32 protein-coding genes and 1 pseudogene are annotated in these 24,130 nt (G+C 63.9%); 23 read left to right on the forward strand and 10 right to left on the reverse strand.

Translation table 11 applies throughout. The annotated features are described in order from the left end of the window. The first annotated feature begins 169 nt into the window (after positions 1 to 169). The 6 genes from ccmA to V1283_RS36810 all read left to right on the forward strand — a co-directional run bounded on the left by ccmA (position 170) and on the right by V1283_RS36810 (position 3,495). Positions 170 to 772 carry a heme ABC exporter ATP-binding protein CcmA gene (gene ccmA, locus V1283_RS36785; protein ID WP_334391489.1) on the forward strand — a complete coding sequence of 201 codons (603 nt, stop codon included), beginning with the start codon at positions 170 to 172 and terminating at the stop codon, positions 770 to 772. Continuing rightward, positions 769 to 1,437 (forward strand): heme exporter protein CcmB, encoded by a 669-nt coding sequence (gene ccmB / locus V1283_RS36790; RefSeq protein WP_334391490.1) that lies wholly within the window; start codon positions 769 to 771, stop codon positions 1,435 to 1,437. Before ccmA ends, ccmB begins: the two co-directional genes overlap by 4 nt. Positions 1,438 to 1,531: 94 nt before the next feature. Next, on the forward strand, positions 1,532 to 2,263 hold the full coding sequence (locus V1283_RS36795; RefSeq protein WP_334391491.1) for a heme ABC transporter permease: 732 nt from the start codon (positions 1,532 to 1,534) through the stop codon (positions 2,261 to 2,263). A gap of 1 nt (position 2,264) precedes the next feature. After that, positions 2,265 to 2,447 (forward strand): heme exporter protein CcmD, encoded by a 183-nt coding sequence (gene ccmD, locus V1283_RS36800; protein ID WP_334391492.1) that lies wholly within the window; start codon positions 2,265 to 2,267, stop codon positions 2,445 to 2,447. After that, positions 2,444 to 3,034: a DsbE family thiol:disulfide interchange protein gene (locus V1283_RS36805; protein WP_334391493.1), complete on the forward strand. Its 591-nt coding sequence runs from the start codon at positions 2,444 to 2,446 to the stop codon at positions 3,032 to 3,034. The genes ccmD and V1283_RS36805 overlap by 4 nt, the downstream gene beginning before the upstream one ends. 101 nt (positions 3,035 to 3,135) lie before the next feature. Continuing rightward, a complete protein-coding gene (locus V1283_RS36810) occupies positions 3,136 to 3,495 on the forward strand; it encodes a ComEA family DNA-binding protein (protein WP_334391494.1) in 360 nt (119 codons plus the stop codon). 55 nt (positions 3,496 to 3,550) lie between these two features. On the opposite strand, the gene V1283_RS36815 is transcribed toward V1283_RS36810, so the two are convergent. Continuing rightward, positions 3,551 to 4,153, reverse strand: a complete 603-nt coding sequence (locus V1283_RS36815; protein ID WP_334391495.1) for a septation protein A — start codon at positions 4,151 to 4,153, stop codon at positions 3,551 to 3,553. Between the two features lies 1 nt (position 4,154). Then, positions 4,155 to 5,102, reverse strand: coding sequence for a signal recognition particle-docking protein FtsY (gene ftsY, locus V1283_RS36820; protein WP_334391496.1), 948 nt, complete (start codon positions 5,100 to 5,102; stop codon positions 4,155 to 4,157). A 178-nt stretch (positions 5,103 to 5,280) separates the two neighbouring features. Here ftsY and V1283_RS36825 point away from each other — a divergent pair. Then, positions 5,281 to 5,918, forward strand: a pseudogene (locus tag V1283_RS36825) (RluA family pseudouridine synthase). Between the two features lie 208 nt (positions 5,919 to 6,126). Here the strand turns inward: V1283_RS36825 and mtaB are convergent. Both mtaB and dapF read right to left on the reverse strand, forming a co-directional pair. After that, a complete protein-coding gene (gene mtaB / locus V1283_RS36830) occupies positions 6,127 to 7,392 on the reverse strand; it encodes a tRNA (N(6)-L-threonylcarbamoyladenosine(37)-C(2))-methylthiotransferase MtaB (protein ID WP_334391498.1) in 1,266 nt (421 codons plus the stop codon). Positions 7,393 to 7,397: 5 nt separating this feature from the next. Beyond that, positions 7,398 to 8,270 carry a diaminopimelate epimerase gene (dapF, locus tag V1283_RS36835; RefSeq protein ID WP_334391499.1) on the reverse strand — a complete coding sequence of 291 codons (873 nt, stop codon included), beginning with the start codon at positions 8,268 to 8,270 and terminating at the stop codon, positions 7,398 to 7,400. Between dapF and V1283_RS36840 the strand changes: the two genes are divergently transcribed. From V1283_RS36840 to V1283_RS36850, 3 genes are read left to right on the forward strand one after another with little or no spacing between them, the layout of a single operon-like run. Further along, positions 8,269 to 8,457 carry a hypothetical protein gene (locus tag V1283_RS36840; protein ID WP_334391500.1) on the forward strand — a complete coding sequence of 63 codons (189 nt, stop codon included), beginning with the start codon at positions 8,269 to 8,271 and terminating at the stop codon, positions 8,455 to 8,457. The two genes, dapF and V1283_RS36840, sit on opposite strands and share 2 nt — an antisense overlap. Then, entirely contained in the window at positions 8,454 to 9,164 is a 711-nt protein-coding gene (locus tag V1283_RS36845; protein ID WP_334391501.1) for a GyrI-like domain-containing protein, read from the forward strand. The genes V1283_RS36840 and V1283_RS36845 overlap by 4 nt, the downstream gene beginning before the upstream one ends. Positions 9,165 to 9,169: 5 nt before the next feature. Next, the gene (locus V1283_RS36850; RefSeq protein WP_334391502.1) at positions 9,170 to 9,871 is read left to right on the forward strand and encodes an SIMPL domain-containing protein; all 702 of its coding nucleotides are present in this window, start codon (positions 9,170 to 9,172) and stop codon (positions 9,869 to 9,871) included. Between the two features lie 132 nt (positions 9,872 to 10,003). On the opposite strand, the gene V1283_RS36855 is transcribed toward V1283_RS36850, so the two are convergent. Continuing rightward, positions 10,004 to 11,068, reverse strand: coding sequence for an MBL fold metallo-hydrolase (locus V1283_RS36855; protein ID WP_334391503.1), 1,065 nt, complete (start codon positions 11,066 to 11,068; stop codon positions 10,004 to 10,006). Between the two features lie 96 nt (positions 11,069 to 11,164). After that, on the reverse strand, positions 11,165 to 11,359 hold the full coding sequence (locus V1283_RS36860) for a hypothetical protein (RefSeq protein WP_334391504.1): 195 nt from the start codon (positions 11,357 to 11,359) through the stop codon (positions 11,165 to 11,167). Positions 11,360 to 11,801: 442 nt separating this feature from the next. On the opposite strand from V1283_RS36860, the gene ffh reads away from it, so the two are divergent. The 7 genes from ffh to V1283_RS36895 all read left to right on the forward strand — a co-directional run bounded on the left by ffh (position 11,802) and on the right by V1283_RS36895 (position 17,808). Beyond that, positions 11,802 to 13,349 (forward strand): signal recognition particle protein, encoded by a 1,548-nt coding sequence (ffh, locus tag V1283_RS36865; protein ID WP_334391505.1) that lies wholly within the window; start codon positions 11,802 to 11,804, stop codon positions 13,347 to 13,349. Between the two features lie 199 nt (positions 13,350 to 13,548). Continuing rightward, a complete protein-coding gene (rpsP, locus tag V1283_RS36870) occupies positions 13,549 to 13,881 on the forward strand; it encodes a 30S ribosomal protein S16 (protein WP_108520681.1) in 333 nt (110 codons plus the stop codon). 19 nt (positions 13,882 to 13,900) lie between these two features. Beyond that, the gene (rimM, locus tag V1283_RS36875; protein WP_334391506.1) at positions 13,901 to 14,425 is read left to right on the forward strand and encodes a ribosome maturation factor RimM; all 525 of its coding nucleotides are present in this window, start codon (positions 13,901 to 13,903) and stop codon (positions 14,423 to 14,425) included. Positions 14,426 to 14,435: 10 nt separating this feature from the next. Further along, positions 14,436 to 15,155 carry a tRNA (guanosine(37)-N1)-methyltransferase TrmD gene (gene trmD / locus V1283_RS36880; protein WP_334391507.1) on the forward strand — a complete coding sequence of 240 codons (720 nt, stop codon included), beginning with the start codon at positions 14,436 to 14,438 and terminating at the stop codon, positions 15,153 to 15,155. Positions 15,156 to 15,369: 214 nt separating this feature from the next. Continuing rightward, a complete protein-coding gene (gene rplS, locus V1283_RS36885) occupies positions 15,370 to 15,750 on the forward strand; it encodes a 50S ribosomal protein L19 (RefSeq protein WP_057852665.1) in 381 nt (126 codons plus the stop codon). 339 nt (positions 15,751 to 16,089) lie between these two features. Further along, the gene (gene leuC, locus V1283_RS36890; protein WP_334391508.1) at positions 16,090 to 17,496 is read left to right on the forward strand and encodes a 3-isopropylmalate dehydratase large subunit; all 1,407 of its coding nucleotides are present in this window, start codon (positions 16,090 to 16,092) and stop codon (positions 17,494 to 17,496) included. Positions 17,497 to 17,595: 99 nt separating this feature from the next. Continuing rightward, positions 17,596 to 17,808, forward strand: a complete 213-nt coding sequence (locus V1283_RS36895; RefSeq protein WP_334391509.1) for a hypothetical protein — start codon at positions 17,596 to 17,598, stop codon at positions 17,806 to 17,808. Between the two features lie 65 nt (positions 17,809 to 17,873). On the opposite strand, the gene V1283_RS36900 is transcribed toward V1283_RS36895, so the two are convergent. Next, positions 17,874 to 18,470 (reverse strand): hypothetical protein, encoded by a 597-nt coding sequence (locus V1283_RS36900; RefSeq protein ID WP_334391510.1) that lies wholly within the window; start codon positions 18,468 to 18,470, stop codon positions 17,874 to 17,876. 206 nt (positions 18,471 to 18,676) lie between these two features. Next, positions 18,677 to 18,970 (reverse strand): hypothetical protein, encoded by a 294-nt coding sequence (locus V1283_RS36905; protein ID WP_334391511.1) that lies wholly within the window; start codon positions 18,968 to 18,970, stop codon positions 18,677 to 18,679. Positions 18,971 to 19,117: 147 nt separating this feature from the next. Here V1283_RS36905 and V1283_RS36910 point away from each other — a divergent pair, with 147 nt between their 5' ends. Continuing rightward, the gene (locus tag V1283_RS36910; protein WP_334391512.1) at positions 19,118 to 19,423 is read left to right on the forward strand and encodes a hypothetical protein; all 306 of its coding nucleotides are present in this window, start codon (positions 19,118 to 19,120) and stop codon (positions 19,421 to 19,423) included. A 147-nt stretch (positions 19,424 to 19,570) separates the two neighbouring features. Then, positions 19,571 to 19,804 carry a hypothetical protein gene (locus V1283_RS36915; RefSeq protein WP_334391513.1) on the forward strand — a complete coding sequence of 78 codons (234 nt, stop codon included), beginning with the start codon at positions 19,571 to 19,573 and terminating at the stop codon, positions 19,802 to 19,804. Here V1283_RS36915 and V1283_RS36920 read toward each other — a convergent pair. Further along, positions 19,801 to 20,127 (reverse strand): hypothetical protein, encoded by a 327-nt coding sequence (locus V1283_RS36920; protein WP_442895912.1) that lies wholly within the window; start codon positions 20,125 to 20,127, stop codon positions 19,801 to 19,803. The genes V1283_RS36915 and V1283_RS36920 overlap by 4 nt on opposite strands. Positions 20,128 to 20,237: 110 nt before the next feature. Here V1283_RS36920 and V1283_RS36925 point away from each other — a divergent pair, with 110 nt between their 5' ends. The 3 genes from V1283_RS36925 to V1283_RS36935 all read left to right on the forward strand — a co-directional run bounded on the left by V1283_RS36925 (position 20,238) and on the right by V1283_RS36935 (position 22,188). Continuing rightward, on the forward strand, positions 20,238 to 20,636 hold the full coding sequence (locus V1283_RS36925) for a metallopeptidase family protein (RefSeq protein ID WP_334393311.1): 399 nt from the start codon (positions 20,238 to 20,240) through the stop codon (positions 20,634 to 20,636). 86 nt (positions 20,637 to 20,722) lie between these two features. Beyond that, positions 20,723 to 21,328: a 3-isopropylmalate dehydratase small subunit gene (leuD, locus tag V1283_RS36930; RefSeq protein ID WP_334391514.1), complete on the forward strand. Its 606-nt coding sequence runs from the start codon at positions 20,723 to 20,725 to the stop codon at positions 21,326 to 21,328. Between the two features lie 71 nt (positions 21,329 to 21,399). Beyond that, positions 21,400 to 22,188, forward strand: coding sequence for a hypothetical protein (locus tag V1283_RS36935; RefSeq protein WP_334391515.1), 789 nt, complete (start codon positions 21,400 to 21,402; stop codon positions 22,186 to 22,188). Positions 22,189 to 22,473: 285 nt separating this feature from the next. Here V1283_RS36935 and V1283_RS36940 read toward each other — a convergent pair whose 3' ends face one another. Further along, entirely contained in the window at positions 22,474 to 23,352 is an 879-nt protein-coding gene (locus V1283_RS36940; protein ID WP_334391516.1) for an HpcH/HpaI aldolase/citrate lyase family protein, read from the reverse strand. 117 nt (positions 23,353 to 23,469) lie between these two features. Here V1283_RS36940 and V1283_RS36945 point away from each other — a divergent pair, with 117 nt between their 5' ends. After that, a complete protein-coding gene (locus V1283_RS36945) occupies positions 23,470 to 24,123 on the forward strand; it encodes a carbonic anhydrase (protein ID WP_334391517.1) in 654 nt (217 codons plus the stop codon). Positions 24,124 to 24,130 lie beyond the last annotated feature (7 nt).

Here is a 24,130-nt window from a genome sequence, read left to right on the forward strand (position 1 = left end):
GTAAGGCTGGCCTCTTGGCTTGCAGCCGCCGATTGTGTGCTGCATCAAGTTCCGGGCTTATAGAATCTTTCTAGAAGCGCCGCCACACCGACAAGCGTGCTGCAGCAATGCGGTACCCACAAATTCTGACGCGGTACCCATTAATTTCAGAGGGCTGTGAAAAGGCAAAATGCGGCTCTCGGGGCACCACATCGACTGTATCAGAGGCGGCCGCGAAGTGTTCTCCGGCCTCGATTTCGAAGCCTCTTCCGGCGAGGTTCTCGCCGTGGTCGGCCCGAACGGCTCCGGCAAGACCTCGCTGTTGCGCCTGATCGCGGGTCTTCTGGTGCCGGCGGGCGGCTCGGTCGGCCTGGAAGGCGGCGAGGCCGAGCTGACGCTGCCGGAACAATCCCACTATCTTGGCCATCGCGATGCGCTGAAGCCGGCGCTGAGCGTGTTTGAAAACCTCTCGTTCTGGCGGGATTTTCTCGGCGGCCGGGCCGGCGATCTCAGCCCATGCCTCAAGGCCGTAGGCCTTGGCCATGCCACCCATCTGCCCGCGGCATACCTGTCGGCCGGCCAGCGGCGGCGGCTTTCGATCGCGCGCCTGCTCATGGTGCGGCGGCCGGTCTGGCTCCTGGACGAGCCGACCTCGGCGCTCGATACCGCCGGGCAGGACCTGTTCGTTGGTGTCATGCGCGAGCATTTGGCGGGCGGCGGCCTCATCATTGCGGCGACCCATACCCCGCTGGGGATCGACGCGAGGGAACTGCGCATGGGAGGCGCGGCATGACCGCCCTCGCCGCGCTGATTCGCCGGGACGTCAAAATCGCGTTGCGCGTCGGCGGCGGCGCGCTGATCGGCGTGCTGTTTTTCCTCACGGTCACGGTGCTGATGCCGTTCGCGATCGGGCCCGACCTGGCACTGCTGGCGCGGCTCGGACCCGCCATCCTCTGGCTTGGCGCGCTGCTGGCGAGCCTGCTCACGCTCGACCGCCTGTTTACCGCCGATCACGAGGATGGCTCGCTCGACCTGATCGTGATGGGCCGGACGCCGCTGGAACTGGCCTGCGCTGCCAAAGCGCTGGCCCATTGGCTCGCCGCCGGCGTGCCGCTGATCGTGGCAACGCCCGTCCTGGGGCTGCTCCTCAATCTCGATGCCGCCGCAACCTCGGCGGTAGCGCTGACGCTGCTGGTGGGAACGCCGGCGCTGACGTTCACGGGCATGATCGGCGCGGCGCTCGCCGTGACACTCCACCGCGGCGGCCTGTTGCTGGCGGTGCTGGTGCTGCCGCTGTCGATCCCGGTGCTGATTTTCGGCGTCGCAGCATCGCAGGCCGCCATAACAGGGCCGCTGTCGTTTGGAACACCGTTTTCGATCCTGTGCGCGCTCTCGCTGGTCAGTTTTGTGATTGGACCGTTTGCCGCCGCGGCGAGCCTGCGGCACGGCCTCGACTGACAATGACTTTGACGCCAATCAACTCTCGCGGAGGTCATATGAAACAAACCAAGCCGCATTGCCTGCTTCACCACTGACGACTATCAGGGGTCCCATGACGCTGATCGATCTCGCCAATCCCACCAAATTCCTGTCGCTGACGGCGCGCGTGCTGCCGTGGCTGGCGGGTGCGACCGCAATCCTGCTGCTGATCGGCTTCTACCAGGCGGCGATGGCGCCCGACGACTATCAGCAGGGCGCAACGGTGAAGATCATGTTCATCCATGTCCCGAACGCGTGGCTGGCGATGTTCGTGTGGGGCGTCATGAGCATTGCCGCGCTGGGCACGCTGGTCTGGCGGCATCCGCTGGCCGATGTCGCGGCCAAGGCTGCCGCCCCGATCGGCGCGGCATTCACGTTTCTCGCGCTGGTCACCGGTTCGCTGTGGGGACGGCCGATGTGGGGCACCTATTGGGAATGGGATGCACGGCTGACCTCGGTCCTGATCCTGTTCCTGATGTATCTCGGCCTGATGGCGCTGTGGCGCGCGGTGGACGATCCCTCGCGGGCGGCGCGGGCCGCCGCTGTCCTGACGCTGGTCGGCGCACTCAACCTGCCGATCATCAAGTTTTCGGTCGACTGGTGGAACACGCTGCATCAGCCGGCCGCGGTGTTGCGGATGGGTGGGACTTCGCTCGACCGCGCGTTCCTGATTCCATTGCTCGTGATGGCGATCGGATTTTCGCTGCTTTTCGTCACCCTGCATCTGGCGGCGATGCGCAACGAGATCCTGCGCCGGCGCGTGCGCAGCTTGCAGATAATGCAAGCCAGCCAGCAGGCGACATGACGTGACGTCGCTCGGTCCCTACGCTTCCTTTATCGTAACGTCCTACACGCTGGTGGCGGCGGTCGTGGTGCTTCTCATCATCTGGATCGCCATCGATTATCGCCATCAGAAGGAGCGGCTGCGCGAACTCGAAGCCAGCGGCATCACCCGGCGCTCCGGCCGCCAGGCGACGGATATCCGATGAGCGCGCCCGTAACATCGGACGAGCAGCCGCGCCGCCGGCGCTGGCTGGTGGCACTGCCGCTGATCGGTTTCATCGCCGTCGCCGCGCTGTTCCTGCTGCGGCTGTATGGCGGCGATCCCTCGAAAATCCCCTCCGCCCTGATCGGCCGCCCGGCGCCGCAGACCACGCTTCCGGCGCTGGAAGGCCTCGCCCGTAACGGCGTGCCGGTACCCGGGCTCGACCCCGCCGCCTTCAAGGGCAAGGTCTCCGTCGTCAATGTCTGGGCGTCCTGGTGCGTGCCGTGCCACGACGAGGCGCCGCTGCTGACCGCTCTGGCCAGCGACACGCGGCTGCAGATCGTCGGCATCAACTACAAGGATTCCTCCGACAACGCCCGCCGCTTCCTCGGCCGCTACGGCAATCCGTTCAGCATGGTCGGCGTCGACGGCAACGGGCGCGGCGCGATCGAGTGGGGCGTCTACGGCGTACCCGAGACGTTCGTGGTCGGTCGCGACGGCACCATCGTCTACAAGATGGTCGGGCCGGTGACACCGGACAATCTCGACAGCGTGCTTAAAGTCGCGATCGAGAAGGCGTTGAGCAAATAATTTTTGGCTTTTATCTGCCGTTCATTTCCCAGCCATGGCGCCGCCATGAATTCGCAGCTAGCTTTACGGCGTTACTTGAACCGTCCTTGGAGGGACACCCTATGCGTCATTTCACGCTCGCTTCTCTTCTCGCCACCGCGCTCACTCTCGGCCTCATGACGGCGACCCCGTCGATGGCCCAGACCGCGCAACCCGCGGCCAAATCCGACAGCAAGATGGCCCCCGCGCCGAAGGCCTCGGAATCGAAGATGGCGCCTGCGCCGAAGGCAGAACTGCTGGATATCAACTCGGCGACCGCCGATCAGCTCGACGCGCTGCCAGGTGTCGGCAAGGCGTATTCCGCCAAGATCATCGCGGGCCGGCCGTACAAGGGCAAGGATGAGCTGGTGCAGAAGAGCATCGTCCCGCAGGCGACCTACGACAAGATCAAGGACAAGATCATCGCCAAGCAGAAGAGCTGATCTTCGCTGCAGAGAACGCATCGGCGCGACCCGCGCCGGTGCGTTTTGCTTTTGATTAACCCTTGCTCACATCGCCCGCTTCCGCCTCGCTCGCCTCGAGCGTGGCGGGCTCCAGATGATAACGCTTGATCACCGGCATCTGGGAAACCGCAAAGACCATCGTCAGTGGAACCGCACCGAATGCCTTGAAGGTGACCCAGAAGTCGGTCGACTGCGTGCGCCAGATGATTTCGTTCAGGACCGCCATCCCCAGAAAGAACAACGCCCAGCGCATGGTCAGGATGCGCCAGCCCTTCGGCGTCAGGTTGAACATCTGATTGAACAGGATCGCGATGAAGGAGCGGCCGAACAACAGGCCGCCGCCGAGGATCGCGGCGAACAGGCCGTAAATGATGGTCGGCTTGATCTTGATGAAAGTCTCGTCGTGCAGCACCAGCGTCAGCGTGCCGAACACGAGCACGATGACGGCGGTGACGATCGCCATCATGGGCACATGCCGCACCACCACATAGGAGGCGATCATCGCGGCCACGATCGCCACCATGAAGGCGCCGGTCGCGACGAACAGGTTGAATTTGGCGTTGGCGACGAAGAATACGATGAGCGGACCGAGTTCGGTCGCGAGCTTGAACACCGGATGCGGCTGGGTCTTGTCCATATTAGCTTTCGATTCCTGCAATCGCGTTGGCAAAATCCCGCGCGGTGAACGGCGCGAGATCGTCGACGCCTTCGCCGACGCCGATGAAGTGCACCGGCAGTTTGAATTTCTCCGCCAGCGCCACCAGAATGCCGCCGCGCGCGGTGCCGTCGAGCTTCGTCATCACGAGGCCGGTGACGCCAGCGGTACGATGAAACGCCTCGACCTGCGACAGCGCATTTTGTCCTACCGTGGCATCGAGCACCAGCAGCACCGCATGCGGGGCTGACGCATCGACCTTCTTGATGACGCGAACGACCTTTTCGAGCTCGTTCATCAGTTCGGCCTTGTTCTGCAGCCGCCCGGCCGTATCGACCAGCAGCACGTCGATATTCTGTTCCTTCGCCGCGGTCAGCGCATTGAAGGCGAGGCTTGCCGAATCCGAGCCCTGCGCGCCCGCAATGACCGGCGACCTGGTGCGCTCGCCCCAGATCTTGAGCTGCTCGATCGCCGCGGCACGAAACGTATCGCCGGCCGCCAGCATGACCTTGCGGCCCTCGGCGCTGAGCTTTGCGGCGAGCTTGCCGATGGTGGTGGTCTTGCCGGAACCGTTGACGCCGACCACGAGGATGACGAACGGCTTTTGCGCCGCGTCGATCTCCAGCGGCTTCGCCACCGGCGCCAGCACCTTCTCGACTTCGGTCGCAACGACCGTCTTCACCTCATCGGCCGAAATCGCCTTGTCGTAACGGCCGGCGCCGACGGCGTCCGCGATCCGCACCGCCACGGCGGTGCCGAGATCGGCCCGCAGCAGCACATCCTCGATATCGTCGAGCATGGCGCGGTCGAGCTTGCGCTTGGTGACGAGGTCGGCAACGGCGGACCCAAGCGAACTCGAGGTCCGCTTCAGGCCACTCGAAAGCCGCCGCCACCAGCTCAATTTGGGGGTTCCGGGAGTGGTATCGCTCATGTCGGGGACGTGTTAGCGGTTTCGCGCCATGAGCGGAAGTCACAACCAATCCATTGATGTTCCCGGGCCATCCCTTGATGTGCCCGGGACATCCTTTGACATCCCCCGGACATCGCTTGATGTCCGGGGGCTAACGGCAGACGAAATCCAGGCCCGCGTGCTCCATCGCGACGGGCTGATGCTGGTCATCGACAAGCCGGCCGGCCTGCCGGTGCACCGCGGCCCCAAGGGCGGCGCCAATCTGGAGGCGTCGTTCGACGGCCTGCGATTCGGCCTGCCGCGGCCGCCGGTGCTGGCCCACCGGCTCGACAAGGACACCTCAGGCTGTCTTGTGCTGGGGCGCGCCACCGCAAGGCTACCGCCTCGCTCGGCCTGTTGTTCAAGCACGGCAAGATTGGAAAAACCTATTGGGCGGTGATCGAGGGCGGACCTGCCGAGGATGAAGGCGTCATCGACATGCCGCTGGGGCGGCTCAACGTCGAGCGTGGCTGGTGGCAGAAGCCGGATCCGGACGGGCAGAAGGCCGTCACCAACTGGAAAGTGCGCGGCCGCGGCGATGGCCTTTGTTGGCTCGCACTCGAGCCAGTGACTGGCCGCACCCATCAATTGCGCGTGCACACGTCCGCCATGGGTTGGCCGATCGTCGGCGACAACATCTATGGCAACGGACCTCGTGTTGGCGAGCCGATCCTGCATCTGCATTCCCGCGAGATCGTGATTCCGATTTCGAAGAACAAGGAACCGGTGCGCGTGACAGCGCCGGCGCCAGAGCATATGCGGGAGCGGCTCAGGGCGTGTGGTTGGAACGGGGAGTGATGGCACACGCCTGCTCACTTCCCTTCTCCCCTTGTGGAGAAGGTGGCATAGGCGGCCGTCGGCCGCCGTACTTAGAAAAGGACGCCGATGCTTTGCATCGGCTATGGACGCGAAGCGGCGGCGAGACGGATGAGGGGTCTGTCTCCGCGGAAAGAACCCCTCATCCGGCGCTTCGCGCCACCTTCTCCCACAAGGGGAGAAGGAAGAATCACACCGTCAACCGCGCACCGTCGTGGCCGTTGATCGCGAGCGCCATCACCGCGCCCGGCGTCTCGCCCGCTATCGCCACCGACAAAAAATGCTCGGTACGCCCCTGCGTCGCGCTCTCGATCAAGACCTGACGCGTGTGACCGATTTCTGATGCGAGCCGCTTCTGCAGGGCTGCGTCCCCTGCCGCCCGCAGGCGTCGTGCGCGCTCCTTGATCACCCCGCCCACCACCTGCGGCATCCGCGCGGCCGGCGTGCCGGGTCGCTTCGAGTAGGGGAACACGTGCAGGAAGGTGAGATCGCATTCATCCACGAGGTCCTCGGAGCGCGCGAACATCTCGTCGGTCTCGGTCGGAAAGCCCGCGATGATATCGGCGCCAAGCGTGATGTCCGGACGAAGCCGCCGCACCTGTGCGCAGAACTCGATCGCGTCTTTTCGCGAATGCCGGCGCTTCATCCGCTTCAAAATCATGTCGTCGCCGGACTGCAGCGACAGATGCAGATGCGGCATCAGCCGCTCGTCTTCCGCGATAATTTCAAGCAGATCGCGATCGGCTTCGATGGAATCGATCGACGAAATCCGCAAGCGCTTCAGTTCCGGCACGTGACGCAAAATCTGCTTTGTCAGCTGCCCGAGTTTTGGCGTGCCCGGCAGATCGGCGCCGTAACTTGTGAGGTCGACACCGGTCAGCACGATCTCGGCATGGCCGCGCTCAACCAGCGCGCGGACCTGATCCACGACCGCACCCATCGGCACCGAGCGCGAATTGCCGCGGCCATAAGGGATGATGCAGAAGGTGCAGCGGTGGTCGCAGCCGTTCTGCACCTGCACGAACACGCGCGGCAAGCCGGCCTTGAAGCCATCAAGCAGATGCGGCGCCATCTCGCGCACCGCCATGATGTCGGCGACCGCGATCTTCTCGCTTGCTTCGATTCCGAAGCCTGTATCGAACGCCGCGCGCGTCTCGCGCCAGGCATCACCGCGCATCTTGTCGTCATTGCCGACGACGCGATCGACCTCGGCCATTTCGGCAAACATTTTTGGCTGGGTCTGCGCCGCGCAGCCGGTGACGACGATGCGCAAGTGCGGCCGCTCGCGCTTCAGCCGCCGGATCGATTGCCGCGCCTGCGCCACGGCTTCATTGGTTACCGCGCAGCTATTGATGACGAGGGTATCGGAAAGTCCGGCGCGCTCCGCCTCGCGGGCGATCACCTCGGATTCGAACGCGTTGAGACGGCAGCCGAAGGTTAGGACGTCGACGCTCATTGTTCTCAAGCGACGCTGGCGAACAGCGCCGGATCGAAGCGGCCTTCATACTCGAAGTCGGCGGTGCCGGTCATCAGCACATGGTCGTCGCGCTCGCGCCATTCGATGGAAAGCTTGCCGCCGGGCAGCGTCATCTCGACCGTGCGATTGGTGCGCTTCAGCCGCGCCGCGGCGACCGCGGTCGCGCAGGCCGCCGAACCGCAGGCCCGGGTCAATCCGGCGCCGCGCTCCCAGGTCCGCATGGCGATGTGATCGCGATCGACGATATGGGCGAGCGTGATGTTGGCGCGATCGGGGAAGATCGGGTGATTTTCCAATAGCGGCCCGAAACGTTCGAGGTCATAGGCGTTGATATCGTCGACCCAGAAGATCGCGTGCGGATTGCCCATATTGACCACCGACGGCGAATGCAGCACCGGCGCATCGATTGGCCCCACCTGCAATTCGATATAGCGGGTGTCGCGAAATTCTTCAGCCAGCGGAATATCCTGCCAACCGAACTTCGGCGCGCCCATGTCGACGGTGTAGAGATCGGGCGCCGGGCCCTGCCAGCAGTTCAACAGGCCGGCGCGGGTCTCGAACGTCACCGCCGTCTGGCCGGTCTTCTCGAACAGGCGGCGCACCACGCAGCGCATGCCGTTGCCGCAAGCGCCGGCTTCCGAGCCGTCATTGTTGTAGATGCGGATGAAGGCTTCGGTGCCCTGCAGCCGCGGCGGCTGCAATACCATCAACTGGTCATAGGGCACGCCCGCGGGCGAGGCGACCGCCCGCGCGTCTTCCGGCGTTACCGCCGACTTGGAGTCGCGCAAATCCACCACGACAATCTCGTTGCCGATGCCGTTCATCTTGGCAAATGCGTGGTTGGCGAGCGCGCTCATGAAATTTCCCAATTTCTGCCTGCCTTATATGGCGAATGATGGCCAATTGCCTAGTACGCAGGGGCATATGACGCATCTGTCATGGGACGAAAGCGGACGTTGCGTGTTAGAAAATGGCACCATCCTGGCGGGTGCGGATGGGGACATGCCGCCGCCAGGTGGGGTGGATGGAGAATACCTGAAATGAACCGTATCAGCACTTTCCGTGCGGCCCTGGCCGCGCTCTCCATGGTTGCGTTTGGCGGGGCCGCACTGGCGCAATCGCCGGCGCCCTCAGCCTCGCCAGCCGCCAGCCCGTCGGCTGCGCCCAGCCCGGCACCATCGGCGGTGCCGGTCCCGCCGCCGGCCGAAACCAAGTCGCCGGCGGATGCCCCCACGGCGGAAAAAGCCCCGGCGCCCGCGCCCCCTCCTCCCGCCGCCAGCGTCCAGGCCGCCGACCCCTTCGGCGAGGAGTTCACGCTTGAGCCCAAGAAAGTGGTTGTCATGAAGGGCACCGCGAATTGGGACGCGGCGTTCGACACCCTGATCGATTCGTTCAAGGCGCTGACTGTCCTGCTCGACAAGCAGGGCATCAAGGCCACGGGCAATTCAATGATCGTCTACACCTCGACCGACGATACCGGTTTTACGTTCCTGGCCCAGATTCCGGTCGATCAGGACGTCAAGAACCTGACCAAGGACATGAGCATGGGCAAGTCGCCCGAGGGCAAGGCGCTGAAGTTCGTCCATCGCGGCTCCTACGACAACATGGACAACACCTATGAGGCGATCACCAATCACCTCGACGACAAGAAGCTCGAGGCCAAGGACACTTTCATCGAGGAATACATCACCGATCCCCTGAAGACGGCGGAGGACAAGCTGGTCATCAACGTCTATGTGCCGCTGAAGTGAGACGCATGAAGCATTCGCTCGGGTTCGCCGTCGTTGCCGTCACCCTGGCGGCCGCGCCCGCGCTGGCGCAGACGATGCCGCCGCCTGCGATTTCCGTGACCGGCGAAGCGAACGTGTCGGTGGCGCCCGATCAGGCCCAGATCGACGGCGGCGTGACGTCGGACGCCAAGACCGCGCGCGAGGCGTCGGACGCCAACAATGCCGCGATGGGCAAGGTGCTGGCCGCGCTCAAGGGCGCCGGCATCGAGGAAAAGGACTACCAGACCTCGCGGCTGTCGCTGCAGCCGCAGTTTGCGGCGAATTACAAGCCCTCGGAGCGCACGGGCATCGTCAGCTTCCGCGCCAGCAACCGTGTCACGGTCAAGGTCCGCGATGTGACCAAGGTCGCCAACGTGATCGACGTGCTGGTGGGCGCCGGCGCCAACGAAATAGGCGGCATTAATTTCACGGTAACGCAGGCCTCAAAACATCTCGACGAAGCCCGCACGAAGGCGATCGCGGATGCGCGCCGCAAGGCGGAGATCTACGCCAAGGCCGCAGGCGTGACGCTCGGCGAGCCGATCAGCATTTCCGAGGAAGGCGCGCCCGTGCCGGCATTTCGCGGCAAGATGGCGGCCCCCATGGCTGCGGGTGCGCCGGTGGCGCAAGGCGAGGAGATGCTATCGGTGACGGTGAGTGTGACCTGGGCGATCAAGGCGAGCCAATAGTTGCTGTCGTCCCTGCGAACGCAGGGACCCATAACCACAGGGAGATGTGGTTATGCTGAGCTGGAGCTCCAGCCTTTTTCAACAATCAGCAACGGCGGTTATGGGTCCCTGCGTTCGCAGGGACGACGGAGGTTAGATCTCGTAAACCTGCCCCGGCTTCAGCGCCGCGAACCGCTCCGGCGGGATCTTCGCTTCCTTGAGCGCCTCATCCAGCGCCATCACCGGCGCGTCGATCGCCTCATCCGTGAGCTGGAAGGTGCCGTGATGATGCGCGAGCGCTTGCTCGGCGCCGCAATCGGCCAGCGCCTTCACCGCATCCGACGGATTCATGTGCTGGTCGTTCATGAACCAGCGCGGCTCGTAGGCGCCAATGGGGAGGATCGCCAGCCGCAGCGGGCCGTGCTTCTCGGCCACACGGCGGAAATGCTTGCCCTCGCCATAGCCGGAATCGCAGACGATGTAGATTTTCCCCACCGGCGTCTCCAATACAAAGCTCGCCCACAGCGCCTTGTTGCGGTCGAACAATCCGCGCGCCGACCAGTGCCGCGTCGGCACCAGCGTCACCGCGATGCCGTTGCCGAGCTCGACGCGGTCCTGCCAGTCGAACCCCTCGGCTTTGATCGCGCTGTCGGTATCGCGCATGGTGGCGTCATTGCCGAGCGGCGTGATCACGCGCGGCGAAAATTTTACCGACAGCTTTGACAGCGTCGCGATGTCGAGGTGATCGTAATGGCCGTGCGAGACCAGCACGACGTCGATCTTTGGCAGCGCGTCGAAGGCGATGCCGGGATCGTTGTGCCGATGCGGCCCGGCAAAGGAAACCGGCGAGGCCCGCAGCGACCACACGGGATCGACGAGAATGTTAAGGTCCCGGGTCTGGATCAGCCAGGTGACGTGGCCGACAAAGGACAGCCGCACCTTGTCGCCGGAAACCCGCGGCGGCGGCGTATCGCTATGGGCGTTCGGCACCCAATCCGGCCAGCTCGCACGCTTGCGATCGGTGCCGAACTGCCAGCGCAGCACCTCGGCCAATGATTTCGGCGGCACCCCATCGGGATCGAAAAAGCGCGTGCCATCAAAGTGGTCGGAGACGGGGCCGTCATAGGTTTTCATACTGCTGATCCAGATCGAGGGAACGCCTACGGCCGCAGCGGCGCCTGCGAGCACTCCAAGAACACGGCGGCGGGTAATGGGCACGGGGCGGGGTCAATGAACTGAAAGGGCGGGAGGCATGCAGCCTATATGGCGTCGGCAGCCGCAACATGAAGCCTGAATTGGAATTTCCGCTTTCGATTATCGCGCGATCTTCTTCACGCAGACAGGGTCGCCCTGCGGGGCGCTCTTGCAGTCCCAATCCGGGCCAAAGCCTGGTGCGGCCGCGAAGCCGGGGAATCGAATGTGGGTGAAGATCAGAAGGCCGAGCACCGCCAGAACGAACAAGGCGCCCAGCACATCCCCGCGCGTCAGATACCACGGAATAAATCTCATGGTGTCCTTATACCATATTCGCCAATCCGCCCTGGGCCTAACGGTGAATTTTCGTGCAGCGGTTAACCGCCTGCCAAAGCTCACGAAAGTGCCGCCACCGACAAGTTTCCTTGACTTTCGCCCCTTCCGGGCGTTTAACCCGCGCACTTTCTCGGAAAGACGTTCTTTTCGACCCGCCGCCCGGCCCATGAGGCTGGAGGCCAACGCCCGACAGCGCGATGCGCCCTCGGGCGCGAAAGTGTTTGGAATATCGTCCTGGCGTTCTGCGCCGGGCATATAACTGGCCGTCATACCCCGCGAAGGCGGGGTATCCAGTACGCCGCAGCTTCTCGGTTGAAACGAGCTGCTCTGGAATACTGGATCACCCGCCTTCGCGGGTGATGACAGCAGTGGACGGATCGAAGCAGCGAGCCTGCATTGGGCAGGACAGAGGACAACGGCATTGTTCGACAATCTGTCGGAGCGGCTTGGCGGGATACTCGATCGTCTGACGGGGCGCGGCGCGCTGACCGAAAAGGATGTCGACGCCGCGATGCGCGAGGTGCGCCGCGCGCTGCTCGAGGCCGACGTTGCGCTCGAGGTCGTCAGAGATTTCACTGATCGCGTTCGCGAGCAGGCGGTCGGCGCCACCGTCGTCAAGTCGGTCACGCCCGGTCAGATGGTGGTCAAGATCGTCCATGACGAGTTGGTCGCCACGCTCGGTTCCGACGGCCAGACCATCGACATCAATGCGGTGCCGCCGGTGCCGATCATGATGGTCGGTCTGCAAGGCTCCGGCAAAACCACCACCACCGCAAAACTCGCCCGCCGCATGACCCAGCGCGACAAGCGCAAGGTGCTGATGGCCTCGCTCGACATCTACCGCCCGGCGGCGATGGAGCAATTGGCCGTGCTGGGGCGCGACCTAGATATCCCGACGCTGCCGATCGTGGCGGGACAGAAGCCGGCGCAGATTGCAAAACGCGCGCTGGAAGCCGGCAAGCTCGGCGGCTACGACGTGGTGCTACTCGACACCGCCGGCCGCACCACGCTCGACGAAGAAATGATGAGCGAGGCGGCCGAGATCAAAGCCACGGCCAATCCGCATGAAGTGCTGCTGGTCGCGGATTCCTTGACCGGCCAGGACGCGGTCAATCTCGCGCGCGCCTTCGACCAGCGCGTCGGCCTCACCGGCATCGTGCTGACGCGGGTGGACGGCGACGGCCGCGGCGGCGCCGCGCTGTCGATGCGCGCGGTGACCGGCAAGCCGATCAAGCTGATCGGTACCGGCGAAAAGACCGATGCGCTGGAAGATTTCCATCCGAGCCGCATCGCCGGCCGCATTCTCGGCATGGGCGACGTGGTGTCGCTGGTCGAGCGGGCAGCCGCAAATATCGACGCCGAAAAAGCCGCGCGCACCGCCGAGCGGATGCGCAAGGGTCAGTTCGACCTCACGGATATGCGCGAGCAGTTGCTGCAGATGGCGAACATGGGCGGCATCAGCGGGCTGATGGGCATGATGCCCGGCGTTGCCAAGATGAAGAACCAGATCGCGGCGGCCGGGATCGACGACAAGATCATCAAGCGCCAGGTCGCGGTAATCGATTCGATGACACGGCAGGAGCGCAAGAATCCCGACATCCTCAAGGCCAGCCGCAAGAAGCGCATCGCCGCCGGCGCCGGCCTGGAGGTCCAGGAAGTCAACAAGCTGCTCAAGATGCACCGGAACATGGCCGACATGATGAAGGCCATGGGCTCGGGCAAGCGCGGCCCGATGGCCGGCATCGCACAGGCGATGGGCTTTGGCGGCGGCATGAAGCCGCCTTCGGCCGAAGAGATGAAGGCGATGGCGGAGAAGATGCAGGGCGGCGCCGGAGGCGGCCTGCCCCAGTTGCCCAAGGATCTTCCCGTTGGCCTTCGTCAGGGACTGCCGAATGTACCAGGCCTCACGGGACTCAGCGGCAAGCCGACCTTGCCCGGCCTTGGCGGCTTCCCGGGGAAGAAGAAATGACCTCTCGCCAACACGCGCCGTCATCGTCCGCGAAGGCGGACGATCCAGTACGCCGCGCTCCCTCAGTTCAATCGCTAATGCCTGCGATTACTGGATGCCCCGCCTTCGCGGGGCATGACGGGCGAGGCAGGGCCCTCTCGCAATGACGCCAATTCACATCGTTCACATCATTGAGTTTCGCATTCAACAGGAGAACCAAATGTCAGTCGTTATCCGCCTCGCTCGCGCAGGCACCAAGAAGCGCCCGGTCTATCACGTCGTCGTCGCCGACTCGCGTTTTCCCCGCGATGGCCGCTTCATCGAGCGTCTCGGCCATTTCAACCCGCTGCTGCCGAAGGACAATGAGTCGCGTCTGAAGCTCGACATGGACAAGGTGAAGTCCTGGCTCGCCAAGGGCGCGCAGCCGTCGGACCGCGTGACGCGCTTCCTGGATGCCGCTGGCATCGTCAAGCGTCCTGCCCGCAGCAATCCGGAAAAGGCCGTGCCGCGCAAGGAGCGCAAGGCGCGCGCCGAAGCCGCCGCGAAGGCCTAAGACATAGCGGCGCACGACGGTGGCAGCACCGATTTGCGTCGCCCGAATCGGCGCCGCGCATGGCGTGCGCGGCGCGGTGAAACTGTGGACGTTCACCGAAGATCCGCTGGCCGTAAAACATTACGGTCCGCTGATGACCAGGGACGGCGCGCGCCAGTTCGAGGTGACGCATGTCCGCGAGGCCAGGGATCATCTGGTGGCGACGCTGAAGGGTATCGCCACCCGCGAGGACGCCGAACGGCTCAACGGCATCGAGCTCTATATCGCGCGCGAAAAGCTGCCCGAGACCGACGACGACGAATATTATCATGCGGACCTGATCGGACTTGCGGCGGTCAATGCCTTGAACGAGCCGCTCGGCCGCGTCACCGCGATTCATAATTTCGGCGCCGGCGACATCATCGAGATCGCGCCGCCGCAAGGGCCGACCATGCTGCTGCCGTTCACCAATGCGGTGGTGCCGACCGTCGATCTCACCGGCGGCCGCGTGGTGATCGAGCTGCCGCAGGAAATCGAAGGCGACGACGCCCCGACGCTCACGTGATGGGTTTGATATGACCTGGCGCGCCACGGTTCTCACGCTTTTTCCCGAGATGTTTCCCGGGCCGCTCGGCGTCAGCCTGGCGGGTAAAGCGCTGACATCAGGCCTGTGGTCACTGGAAGCGCGCGACATCAGGGATTCCGCCACCGATCGCCATCGCAGCGTCGATGACACTCCGGCCGGCGGTGGTCCGGGCATGGTGCTGCGGGCCGACGTGCTGGCGGCGGCGATCGATGCCGCGGATATCGATCAAAGCCGTCCGCGCCTCCTGATGAGCCCGCGGGGTCGGCCATTGACCCAGTCGCAGATTAGGGAACTCGCCGCCGGGCCCGGCCCCCTGGTCGTCTGCGGCCGGTTCGAGGGGGTCGATCAGCGGGTGATCGAGGCACGGCACCTCGAGGAGGTCTCGATCGGGGATTATGTGCTGTCGGGTGGCGAGATCGCCGCGATGGCGCTGATCGACGCCTGCGTGCGGCTTTTGCCGGGCGTGATGGGCAAACAGGCCTCGGGCGAGGACGAAAGCTTCTCCGAAGGACTACTGGAATACCCCCAATTCACTCGCCCGCAGGAGTTCGAGGGCCGCGGTATCCCGGAAATCCTGATCTCCGGCGACCATGCCAAGGTGGCGGCGTGGCGAAAGGCCGAAGCCGAGGCCCTGACCCGGGCGCGGCGGCCGGATTTGTGGGCCAATAGGTCCGGCCAAAAAGCCACAAAAAGCACGACAGACGGGTGACAAGCGTGGCCCGATGCCTTATACGAGCGCCAAATCCGCGCACGCGCATTTTCAGGCAAAGTGGATTCCGGTTTGCCGTCCGAAAATGCGCTAACTAGTTATAAGTGCGCGTATTCTATTCGCAAAACCGGTATCCACTTTTGCGGAATACGCGCTACAGGATAGATGGACGTCGCGCAGCCCGCTGCCGGGCGCGCCGCCGATGGAGATTTCAATGAACCTCATTCAACAGCTCGAAAAAGAGCAATTCGAAAAACTGTCGGCGACCAAGTCGATCCCGGAATTCGGGCCCGGTGACACCGTGATCGTCAACGTCAAGGTGGTCGAAGGCGAGCGCACCCGCGTGCAGGCCTATGAAGGCGTCTGCATCGGCCGTTCCGGCGGCGGGCTCAACGAGAGCTTTACCGTCCGCAAGATTTCCTACGGCGAAGGCGTGGAGCGCGTATTCCCCGTGATGTCGCCGATGATCGACTCGATCAAGGTGGTGCGCCGCGGCAAGGTGCGTCGCGCCAAGCTGTATTATCTGCGCCAGTTGCGCGGCAAGTCGGCCCGCATCGTCGAGAAGCAGGACCGCGCGACCGCCGTCGGCGAGTAAATTCCATCCTTCTCCGGATGTGACCAAAAGCGCGGGCTCATCCCCGCGCTTTTTTGTTGAGCCATACCTATCTGGACAATGCCCCTGCCCAATCGATTGATTGTGGCAGGTATGGGCCCTGTGTTAGAAATTTAGAATGGTTCCGGATCAAGCAAGCCAGCCCTGCCAGCGCGTCGTGATCGACGATCGCTCGCGGCTGCCCGGCCGGTTCTTCGGACGGTTCGCGACGTCGGCGACGTCAGAGCTTACGCGCGCAGCTTGATGCTGCGCCGACGTTCGTTGCTCGCGCGTAACCGCGCCTGACCGCCCACACAGAATTTTCTTTTGGAGCTGACGCTCATGTCCAAACCGACCACGCTGTACGACAAGATCTGGAACGACCATCTGGTGCACGAAGCCGATGACGGCACCTGCCTGCTCTATATCGACCGCCATCTGGTGCACGAGGTGACCTCGCCGCAGGCGTTCGAAGGCCTGCGCGCCACAGGGCGCAAGGTTCACGCGCCGGAGAAGACGCTGGCCGTCGTCGATCACAACATCCCGACCACCGACCGCTCAAAGCCCAATCCTGATCCCGAGAGCATCGAGCAGATGCGCGTGATGGCGGAGAACGCCAAGGAGTTCGGCATCGAATACTACAATGAGTTCGACAAGCGCCAGGGCATCGTGCACGTGATCGGCCCCGAGCAGGGCTTTACGCTGCCCGGCACCACCATCGTCTGCGGTGACAGCCACACCTCGACCCATGGCGCGTTCGGCGCGCTGGCGCACGGCATCGGCACGTCGGAAGTCGAACATGTGCTGGCGACGCAGACGCTGATCCAGAAAAAAGCAAAAAACATGCGCGCGGTGGTCGACGGCAAATTGCCCGACGGCGTCACCGGCAAGGACATCATCCTGGCGATCATCGGCGAGATCGGCACCGCCGGCGGCACCGGCTATGTGCTGGAATATGCCGGCGACGCGATCCGCGCGCTGACGATGGAAGGCCGCATGACGGTCTGCAACATGTCGATCGAAGGCGGCGCCCGCGCCGGCCTGATCGCGCCGGACGAAAAGGCGTTCGAGTTTTTGAAGGGCCGCCCGAAGTCGCCGAAGGGCGCCGACTGGGACGCCGCGATGCGCTACTGGGAAAAGCTGCGCTCGGACGAAGGCGCGCATTTCGACCACGAGATCCGGCTGGACGCCGCCAAGCTGCCACCGATCGTGACCTGGGGCACCTCGCCCGAGGACGTCGTCTCGATCTCGGGCTTCGTGCCCGATCCCGACAAGATCGCCGATGAGGCCAAGCGGCTCTCAAAACACCGCGCACTGAAATATATGGGCCTGACCGCAGGCACCAAAATCACGGACATCAAGCTCGACCGCGTCTTCATCGGCTCCTGCACCAACGGCCGTATCGAGGATCTGCGCGCGGCCGCCAAGGTCGCCGAAGGCAAGACCGTCAACGGTCACGTCAACGCGATGGTGGTGCCGGGCTCGGGCATCGTGAAGGAACAGGCGGAAGCCGAAGGCCTCGACAAGATCTTCATCAAGGCCGGCTTCGAATGGCGCGAGCCGGGCTGCTCGATGTGCCTGGCCATGAACCCCGACAAGCTGTCCCCTGAAGAGCGCTGCGCCTCGACCTCGAACCGCAATTTCGAGGGCCGTCAGGGCTTCAAGGGCCGCACCCACCTGGTGTCGCCGGCCATGGCGGCGGCCGCGGCCATCGCCGGGCACTTTGTCGATATCCGGGAGTGGCGTTAACCCTCCTTTGCCTAGATAGCGAGGCGTTCCTGAAACGTCTCCTTAAGGCACCGGGTGCAGAGTGGACCCTTGCGAAGACCCTTCGCGAGGGAGCCTGCCGTGGCGGACAAGCCTGAATTTGTCGATATGATCAGCGAGGCGACGAAGCAGGTGCGACGCCGCACGACGCCGCGTATCGTTGACCTTCTGCCCATCGCCACCAAGGAAACCTCGCGCCTCAGCCATTGGCCGCCGGATCACTGGGAACAGTGGCGGATGGAGACGCTGACGCCGTGGCGAATCAAGCCGTGGCGCGGCAAGGATTGGGTTTGAACCGGCAGCGTTCGTTGCATTGAAGAAAACAGGCGCCCGATCGGGCGCCTGTTTCATTTCGTCGCTCACCAATAGCGATATCCGTAGTGGCGAACGCGCCAGTGGTGACGATACCACGGACGATAGCGGCAGATCTTGCGCGGCCCGTAATAGGTCCAGATCACGCGGCAGTAGCGGTGCCGGTAGCCATAGTAATACGGGTAGCTGTAATAGCGCGACGCGTAGAACCGCCGATGGAAGTGATGACGGTGGTAGAAGTGCGGCCGGTGATAGACGTGGCGATACCCGTAGCGATAGCCGCCGCCCCGGAAGACGGGCGCGGCACGGAAGCCGCCCCGGTGGATTGCCATGCCGCCGCCTCTGAATCCACCGCCATGAAACCCGCCACCGCGGAAGCCACCGCCATGGAAACCACCACCGCCGCCTCCGCGAAAACCGCCGCCTCCACCACCGCGGAAACCACCACCGCCGCCGCCATGACCGCCATGCCGGACTTCGGTCGTCAAATCGTCGGTTGCAAATTTTGCTGAAGGCGCTGTGCCGGGACTCGCAAGCGAGAGCGCTTCGGCGCGCTGTTGTGATGCGGCTGCGAACGCAAGCAGGGCCGCAGCCGTTACGCCCAGACGGCGGACAAGGCCGCGTCCGGGATCGGATATCGCCATGGATGAATCTCCCTAACCGGCGACGGCGCGCCCTCAACCGCTCTGCGGCCGATCCCCGTCGCGTTTCTTTGCGGTCGCTCCCGACATGACGTTAGAGACAGGCTCGTGAACGCGCCATGAATGCATCGACCGCAAAGATGAACGCGCAGGAGAAGACACAAGAGAAAGCGCAAAAGAGATTTGCGGCTGAGCGAAGTTGTGCACGCTCACCACCAGGCCGGACCAAACCCGATGCCGAAGGTGAACGGCGCCGGCGCGTAATAGGGATACGGCCGATAGTAGACTGGCCGGTTGTAGTAGTAGGAACCGTAGTACGGACGAGAATAGCCGTAGTGACCATAATGGCGCCTGACATAACGATGCGCGCTGAAATCGGTGGCATCGGATGCGCCGGCGCTCTGCGCCTTCGCCTGTGGCGCCGCGGCGACCGGGCTGATCGCGGCCTGCCCGCCGACTGCGAGCGCGCCTGCGACAAACGCTGCCCCGATCAAGCTCCTCATGACGGACTCCTCTCGTTGATCCAGATGACAGAGATAACGGGCGGCAATCTCGCCAGTTTCAAGGCACCCCTTCAAATCGAAACAGGCCCGCAATGAACGGGCCTGTGCGATATCCGCACCGAGTTGCCGCACTTACCAGCGGCGCCAGTGACGGTGATGGTGGTGGCGATGATGATGGTGCCAGCGGTGCCACCGATGATGGTGATGATGTCGCCAATGCACTTCCGTTGTCGCCAGCCGGGCATCCTCCTGAACCGCCGCGGCGGCGCCGGGATTGCTGAGCGACAGCGCATTGGCGCGCTCGGCTGGAGCTGCGAGCACGAGCAACGCGCCAACGGCGGCGAGCCCAAAAACCTTCGTGACAAGAACTTTCGTGAACTGCATGAATGCTCTCCTTGGGTCGGGTGGCACGTCTGCGCCGAATCGCTCGCCGCAACGCTGCACGCAAGCTGAAGCCAGCGACTTGAATGGGCCGTGAATGAATGCGCCACGAAGATGAACGCAAACAGCACGCGACGCGGTTTTAAAATTTTCCCGCGCCCCGAACCCGGCGTAGACTGCCGCCGTATCTTCGACAGCGCCTTCTGTATGGAGATTTCCATGACATCATTTCGCACGCGCACTGCAATATCGCGGGCAGCGCCGGCGGTGACCTCAATCGCTGCCGCAGCGTGGAGCAGTGCCGCGCTGGCGTCGCAAGGACCCGGCGGCGGCATTGGAACCGCAAGCCCCCTCACCCAGACGGTGATGGCCGTTCTCGTCTATGGCATGTCGGCGATCATCGTCGGCGCCGGATTGATCGTCGCGGTGCTCAGGCGCCAACGCGCAAGCTAGCCCGGACGCCAGTAGCAGTTCATGCGCGGGGTGATCACCGTGCCGCTCGGCCGGTACTCCTGCACGTAATGCGCGGTGCAGTCGCGCACGGCGTTGGGACCGGGGTTGTAGCGCGGGTAGACGTCAGGCACCCATTCCTCCTGGCGATAGATCGGCACTCGCCGCAACGGCCGCCGCCGCTGCGCGGACAGATCCGTGACGGCCGGCTTCGGCGCTGCCGCGACCCGCAGCTCCAGCGATACCGTCTGCGCCTGCGCCATCGTACCGGGCAGCAACATTCCGGCAAAAGCAGCCCAAATTGCAACCGTCACAATCTGCTTCATCTTACGTCCACCCACGCCTGATATCCCCCGTACGGTCCCCGATTGGCGCGCCGAGGTCAACTCGCAAAACCAGGATGCGCACGGGTACAACACACGCTAAATACGTCCTGATGTGGACCGAAGCAAAAGCCCCCTCGCTCGCCGAAATGGAAGCCATGGCGCATGAGGTGTTCGAGCGCCTGCCGAAGGGATTTCGAACGCTTTGCGAGGGCGTGATCATCCGTGTCGACGATTTTCCGACCGACGAAGTCCTGGACGAGATGGAGGCTCAAAGCGAATTCGACCTGCTCGGGCTATTCCAGGGCGTGGGCCTGCCGCAGCAGAGCAATCAGGACATCGCCCGCCTGCCCAACATGGTCTGGCTCTACCGGCGGCCGATCCTCGATTACTGGGCCGAGCATGAGGAATCGCTGGGCCACATCGTCCGCCATGTCCTGATCCACGAGATCGGGCACCATTTTGGGCTATCGGACGCCGATATGGAGGCGATCGAGGCTGATGCGGGCTAGGATTGCGTATTTGGGCCTTTTGCCGGGGCCATATTCGCGGTAAATCACTGGCCCTGTCCCATAATTTCAACCGGGAAGTGCGATCGATGGAAAAGTTCACCACACTGGAAGGCGTAGCTGCCCCCCTGAAGATCATCAATGTCGACACCGACATGATCATCCCGAAGCAGTATTTGAAGACCATCAAGCGCACCGGCCTTGGCAAGGGACTCTTCTCCGAGCAGCGCTACATGGATGACGGCAGCGAGAACCCGGACTTCGTCCTCAACCAGCCGGCCTATCGCACCGCCAAGGTGCTGGTCGCCGGCGACAATTTCGGCTGCGGTTCGAGCCGCGAGCACGCGCCCTGGGCGCTGCTGGATTTCGGCATCCGCTGCGTGATCTCGACCTCGTTCGGCGACATCTTCTACAACAACTGCTTCAAGAACGGCATTTTGCCGATCCGCGTCACCCAGGACGACCTCGACAAGCTGTTCGACGACGCCGAGCGCGGCGCCAACGCGACGCTGACCATCGATCTCGCCAACCAGGAGATCCGCGGTCCCGACGGCGGCAAGGTGAAGTTCGAGATCGACCCGTTCCGCAAGCACTGCCTGATGAATGGCCTCGACGATATCGGCCTGACCATGGAAAAGAAGTCGTCGATCGACGATTACGAGGCGAAGCTGAAGAAAGAGCGCGCCTGGGCCTGATCGTGCTACCTGATTGTGTTACGAGAGCCCCGATCACATCGGGGCTCTTTCGTTAAGCGGAGGCGACGCGGATGCGGCCTGACGTCGTCACTTTCTGGCACGGCCGGCTCGATGGACTACGGCTGACCTGCCTGCGGTCGCAGGTCGCCGCTGGCCACAAGGTCACCGTCTACAGTTTCGATCCATTGCCGGGCCTGCCCGATGGTGTCGGCAATGCCGAGGCCGAGGCGATCCTGCCGCACTCCTTTTCCGAACGGCTACGCCCGCCCGAGCCGGACGGAAGCTGGCGCGACTGGACCATTTTGCAGTTCAGCGATTTCTTCCGGATGCGGCTGATGGCCGAACGCGCCGGCCTGTGGCTCGACGCCGACGTGCTGTTGCTGAAGCCGATCGAGATCGATCCGGCAAAACCTTACTTCGCGTGGGAGCGCCGGCGCCAGCTCGGCAACTCGGTCTTGTACCTGCCTGCGAATGATCCGATCGTGCGGGCGTTCCAGGATCTGATGGAGCAGGAGGATCTGACGCCGGACTGGCTGGCGCTGCGTCACCGCCTCACCTTCATGCTGCGCCAGCTGCGACATCGATCGAGCCGCCTCTCGGACATCCGCGTAGCCATCTACGGCCCGGCCGCGATCACCGCGCTCGCGCGCCGTACGGGTGGATTGCAGCACGCACTGCCGAAGCAATCCTTCTATGCGGTTCACGCCGAGCCGAAACTGTTCTTCGAGCCGGCGGACTTTTCCGGCCTGCTCGCCGATCCCGAGATCGTCGGGCTGCACATCTCGCCGAAAGGCCGCGGCGGCGAAAAGCCGATTCCGGGGAGCCTTTATGCGTGGGCGGCGGGGAAATTTGGCTCGTAGCCGCAGCTCGCCTTCCCTTCTCCCCTTGTGGGAGAAGGTGCCGTAGCGAAGCGGAGGCGGATGAGGGGTTCTCTCCGCGGAGACAGGCCCCTCATCCATCTCGCTGCCGCTTCGCGTCAGCGATCCACCTTCTCCCACAAGGGGAGAAGGGACGGACCCCAATTTGAAAATATCGAAAACAACCCCATGCAAAGTAGAATGGGGCCGGCCTCGCGGCGCTCAGGCCGGTTGCGTCCGGGGCGCGAGTTGGTCCGTTGTCGCGGCCCAATCCGATGCAACTTTGCTCTAATGCGCCATCGCCGCGATCGCGTCAGCGATCGCAATCGTCCGTCGGGCCATATCGGCATGCAGCCGCTCCACCATCCGCCCGTCGAGCTGAATCGCCCCGCGGGAGGCGTTTTCCGGCTTCTCGAACGCCGCGATGATCTTGCGCGCTTCAGCCACCTCTTCCGCCGGCGGCGTGAAGATGACGTTGCAGGCCTCGATATGGCTCGGATGGATCAGCGTCTTGCCGTCGAAGCCGAGATCGCGCCCCTGCGCGCATTCGGTCGCAAAGCCGTCGATATTGCTGATGTCGCTGTAGGGGCCGTCGAGAATTTCCAGCCCGTGCGCGCGCGTCGCCAGGATGCAGTGCGTGATCATCGGGATCATCGCCGCGCGGCCCGGCTGCATGCGGATCCGCGTCTCCCGCGAGATATCATTGGGCCCGAACACGAAGCCGGCGAGCCGGGTTTCTGAATCCCTGGATGCCGCCGCCAGCTTGTCCGCATCGAGCACGGCGCGCGCGGTTTCGATCATGGCCCAGACCCGGATCGACATGTCGGCATTGATGTCGCTCAGGCGGTTCGCAATGGCGCTGAGATCGGCCACGGTCGAAATCTTGGGAACCAGGATGCCGTCGGGCCGCGCCCTGCCGGCCATGGTGACGTCGTCGACCCACCAGGGCGTATCGAGGCTGTTGACGCGGATCAGCACCTCGCGTTTGCCGAACCCGCCGGCCGCAATGGCCTTGGCGATCTGGTCGCGCGCCATCGCCTTGGCGTCCGGCGCCACCGAATCCTCGAGGTCGAGAATGATGCCGTCAGCGGGCAGGCTGCGTGCCTTTTCCAGCGCCCGCGCGTTCGACCCCGGCATGAACAACAGGCTGCGGCGCGGACGGATCATGGGCTGGTTCCTCTGGAGGCTTCGAACCCCACGCCCTAACATTTCAAACCGGGGTCCGAAAGCCTTGTTCCCGTCACCGGTCTATGGTTAGGCATGGCCCGATACGGACAGGATACCATGGCTTCATTCCCGCAACGTCTGCTCGACGGCTACCGGGCCTTCACTTCGCAGCGGCTGCCGACCGAACAGTCGCGCTACCGGGAACTTTCCGAACGCGGCCAGTCGCCCGCCGCGATGGTGATCGGCTGCTGCGATTCCCGCGTCTCGCCGGAAGTGATTTTCGACGCCGGCCCGGGTGAACTCTTCGTGGTCCGCAACGTCGCCAACCTGGTGCCGGTTTTCCAGCCGGACGGCGGCGCCCATGGCGTCTCCGCGGCGCTGGAATACGCGGTGCAGGTGCTGCGCATAAAGCACATCGTGGTGCTCGGCCACGCGCAATGCGGCGGCATCCGCGCCTTCATCGACGATATCGATCCGCTGTCGCCGGGCGATTTCATCGGCCGCTGGATGGCGATGTTCATCAAGCCGGGCGAAAAGGTCAGCCAGCGCGAACGCGAGACCCGGCAGGATTTCACCACGCGGATCGAGAAAGCCGCGGTGTTTCGCTCGCTCGAAAACCTGATGACGTTTCCGTTCGTGCGCAGCCGCGTCGAGCGCGGCGAGATGGAATTGCACGGCGCCTATTTCGGCGTCGCCGAAGGCTCGCTGTTCGTGCTCGACCCGGAAGCGAAGGAATTTCGCAGCGTCAGGGAAGCGCAGGACCTTTCCTGACCGCGTC

It is taken from the genome of Bradyrhizobium sp. AZCC 2262, from assembly GCF_036924535.1.
GTDB lineage: Bacteria > Pseudomonadota > Alphaproteobacteria > Rhizobiales > Xanthobacteraceae > Bradyrhizobium.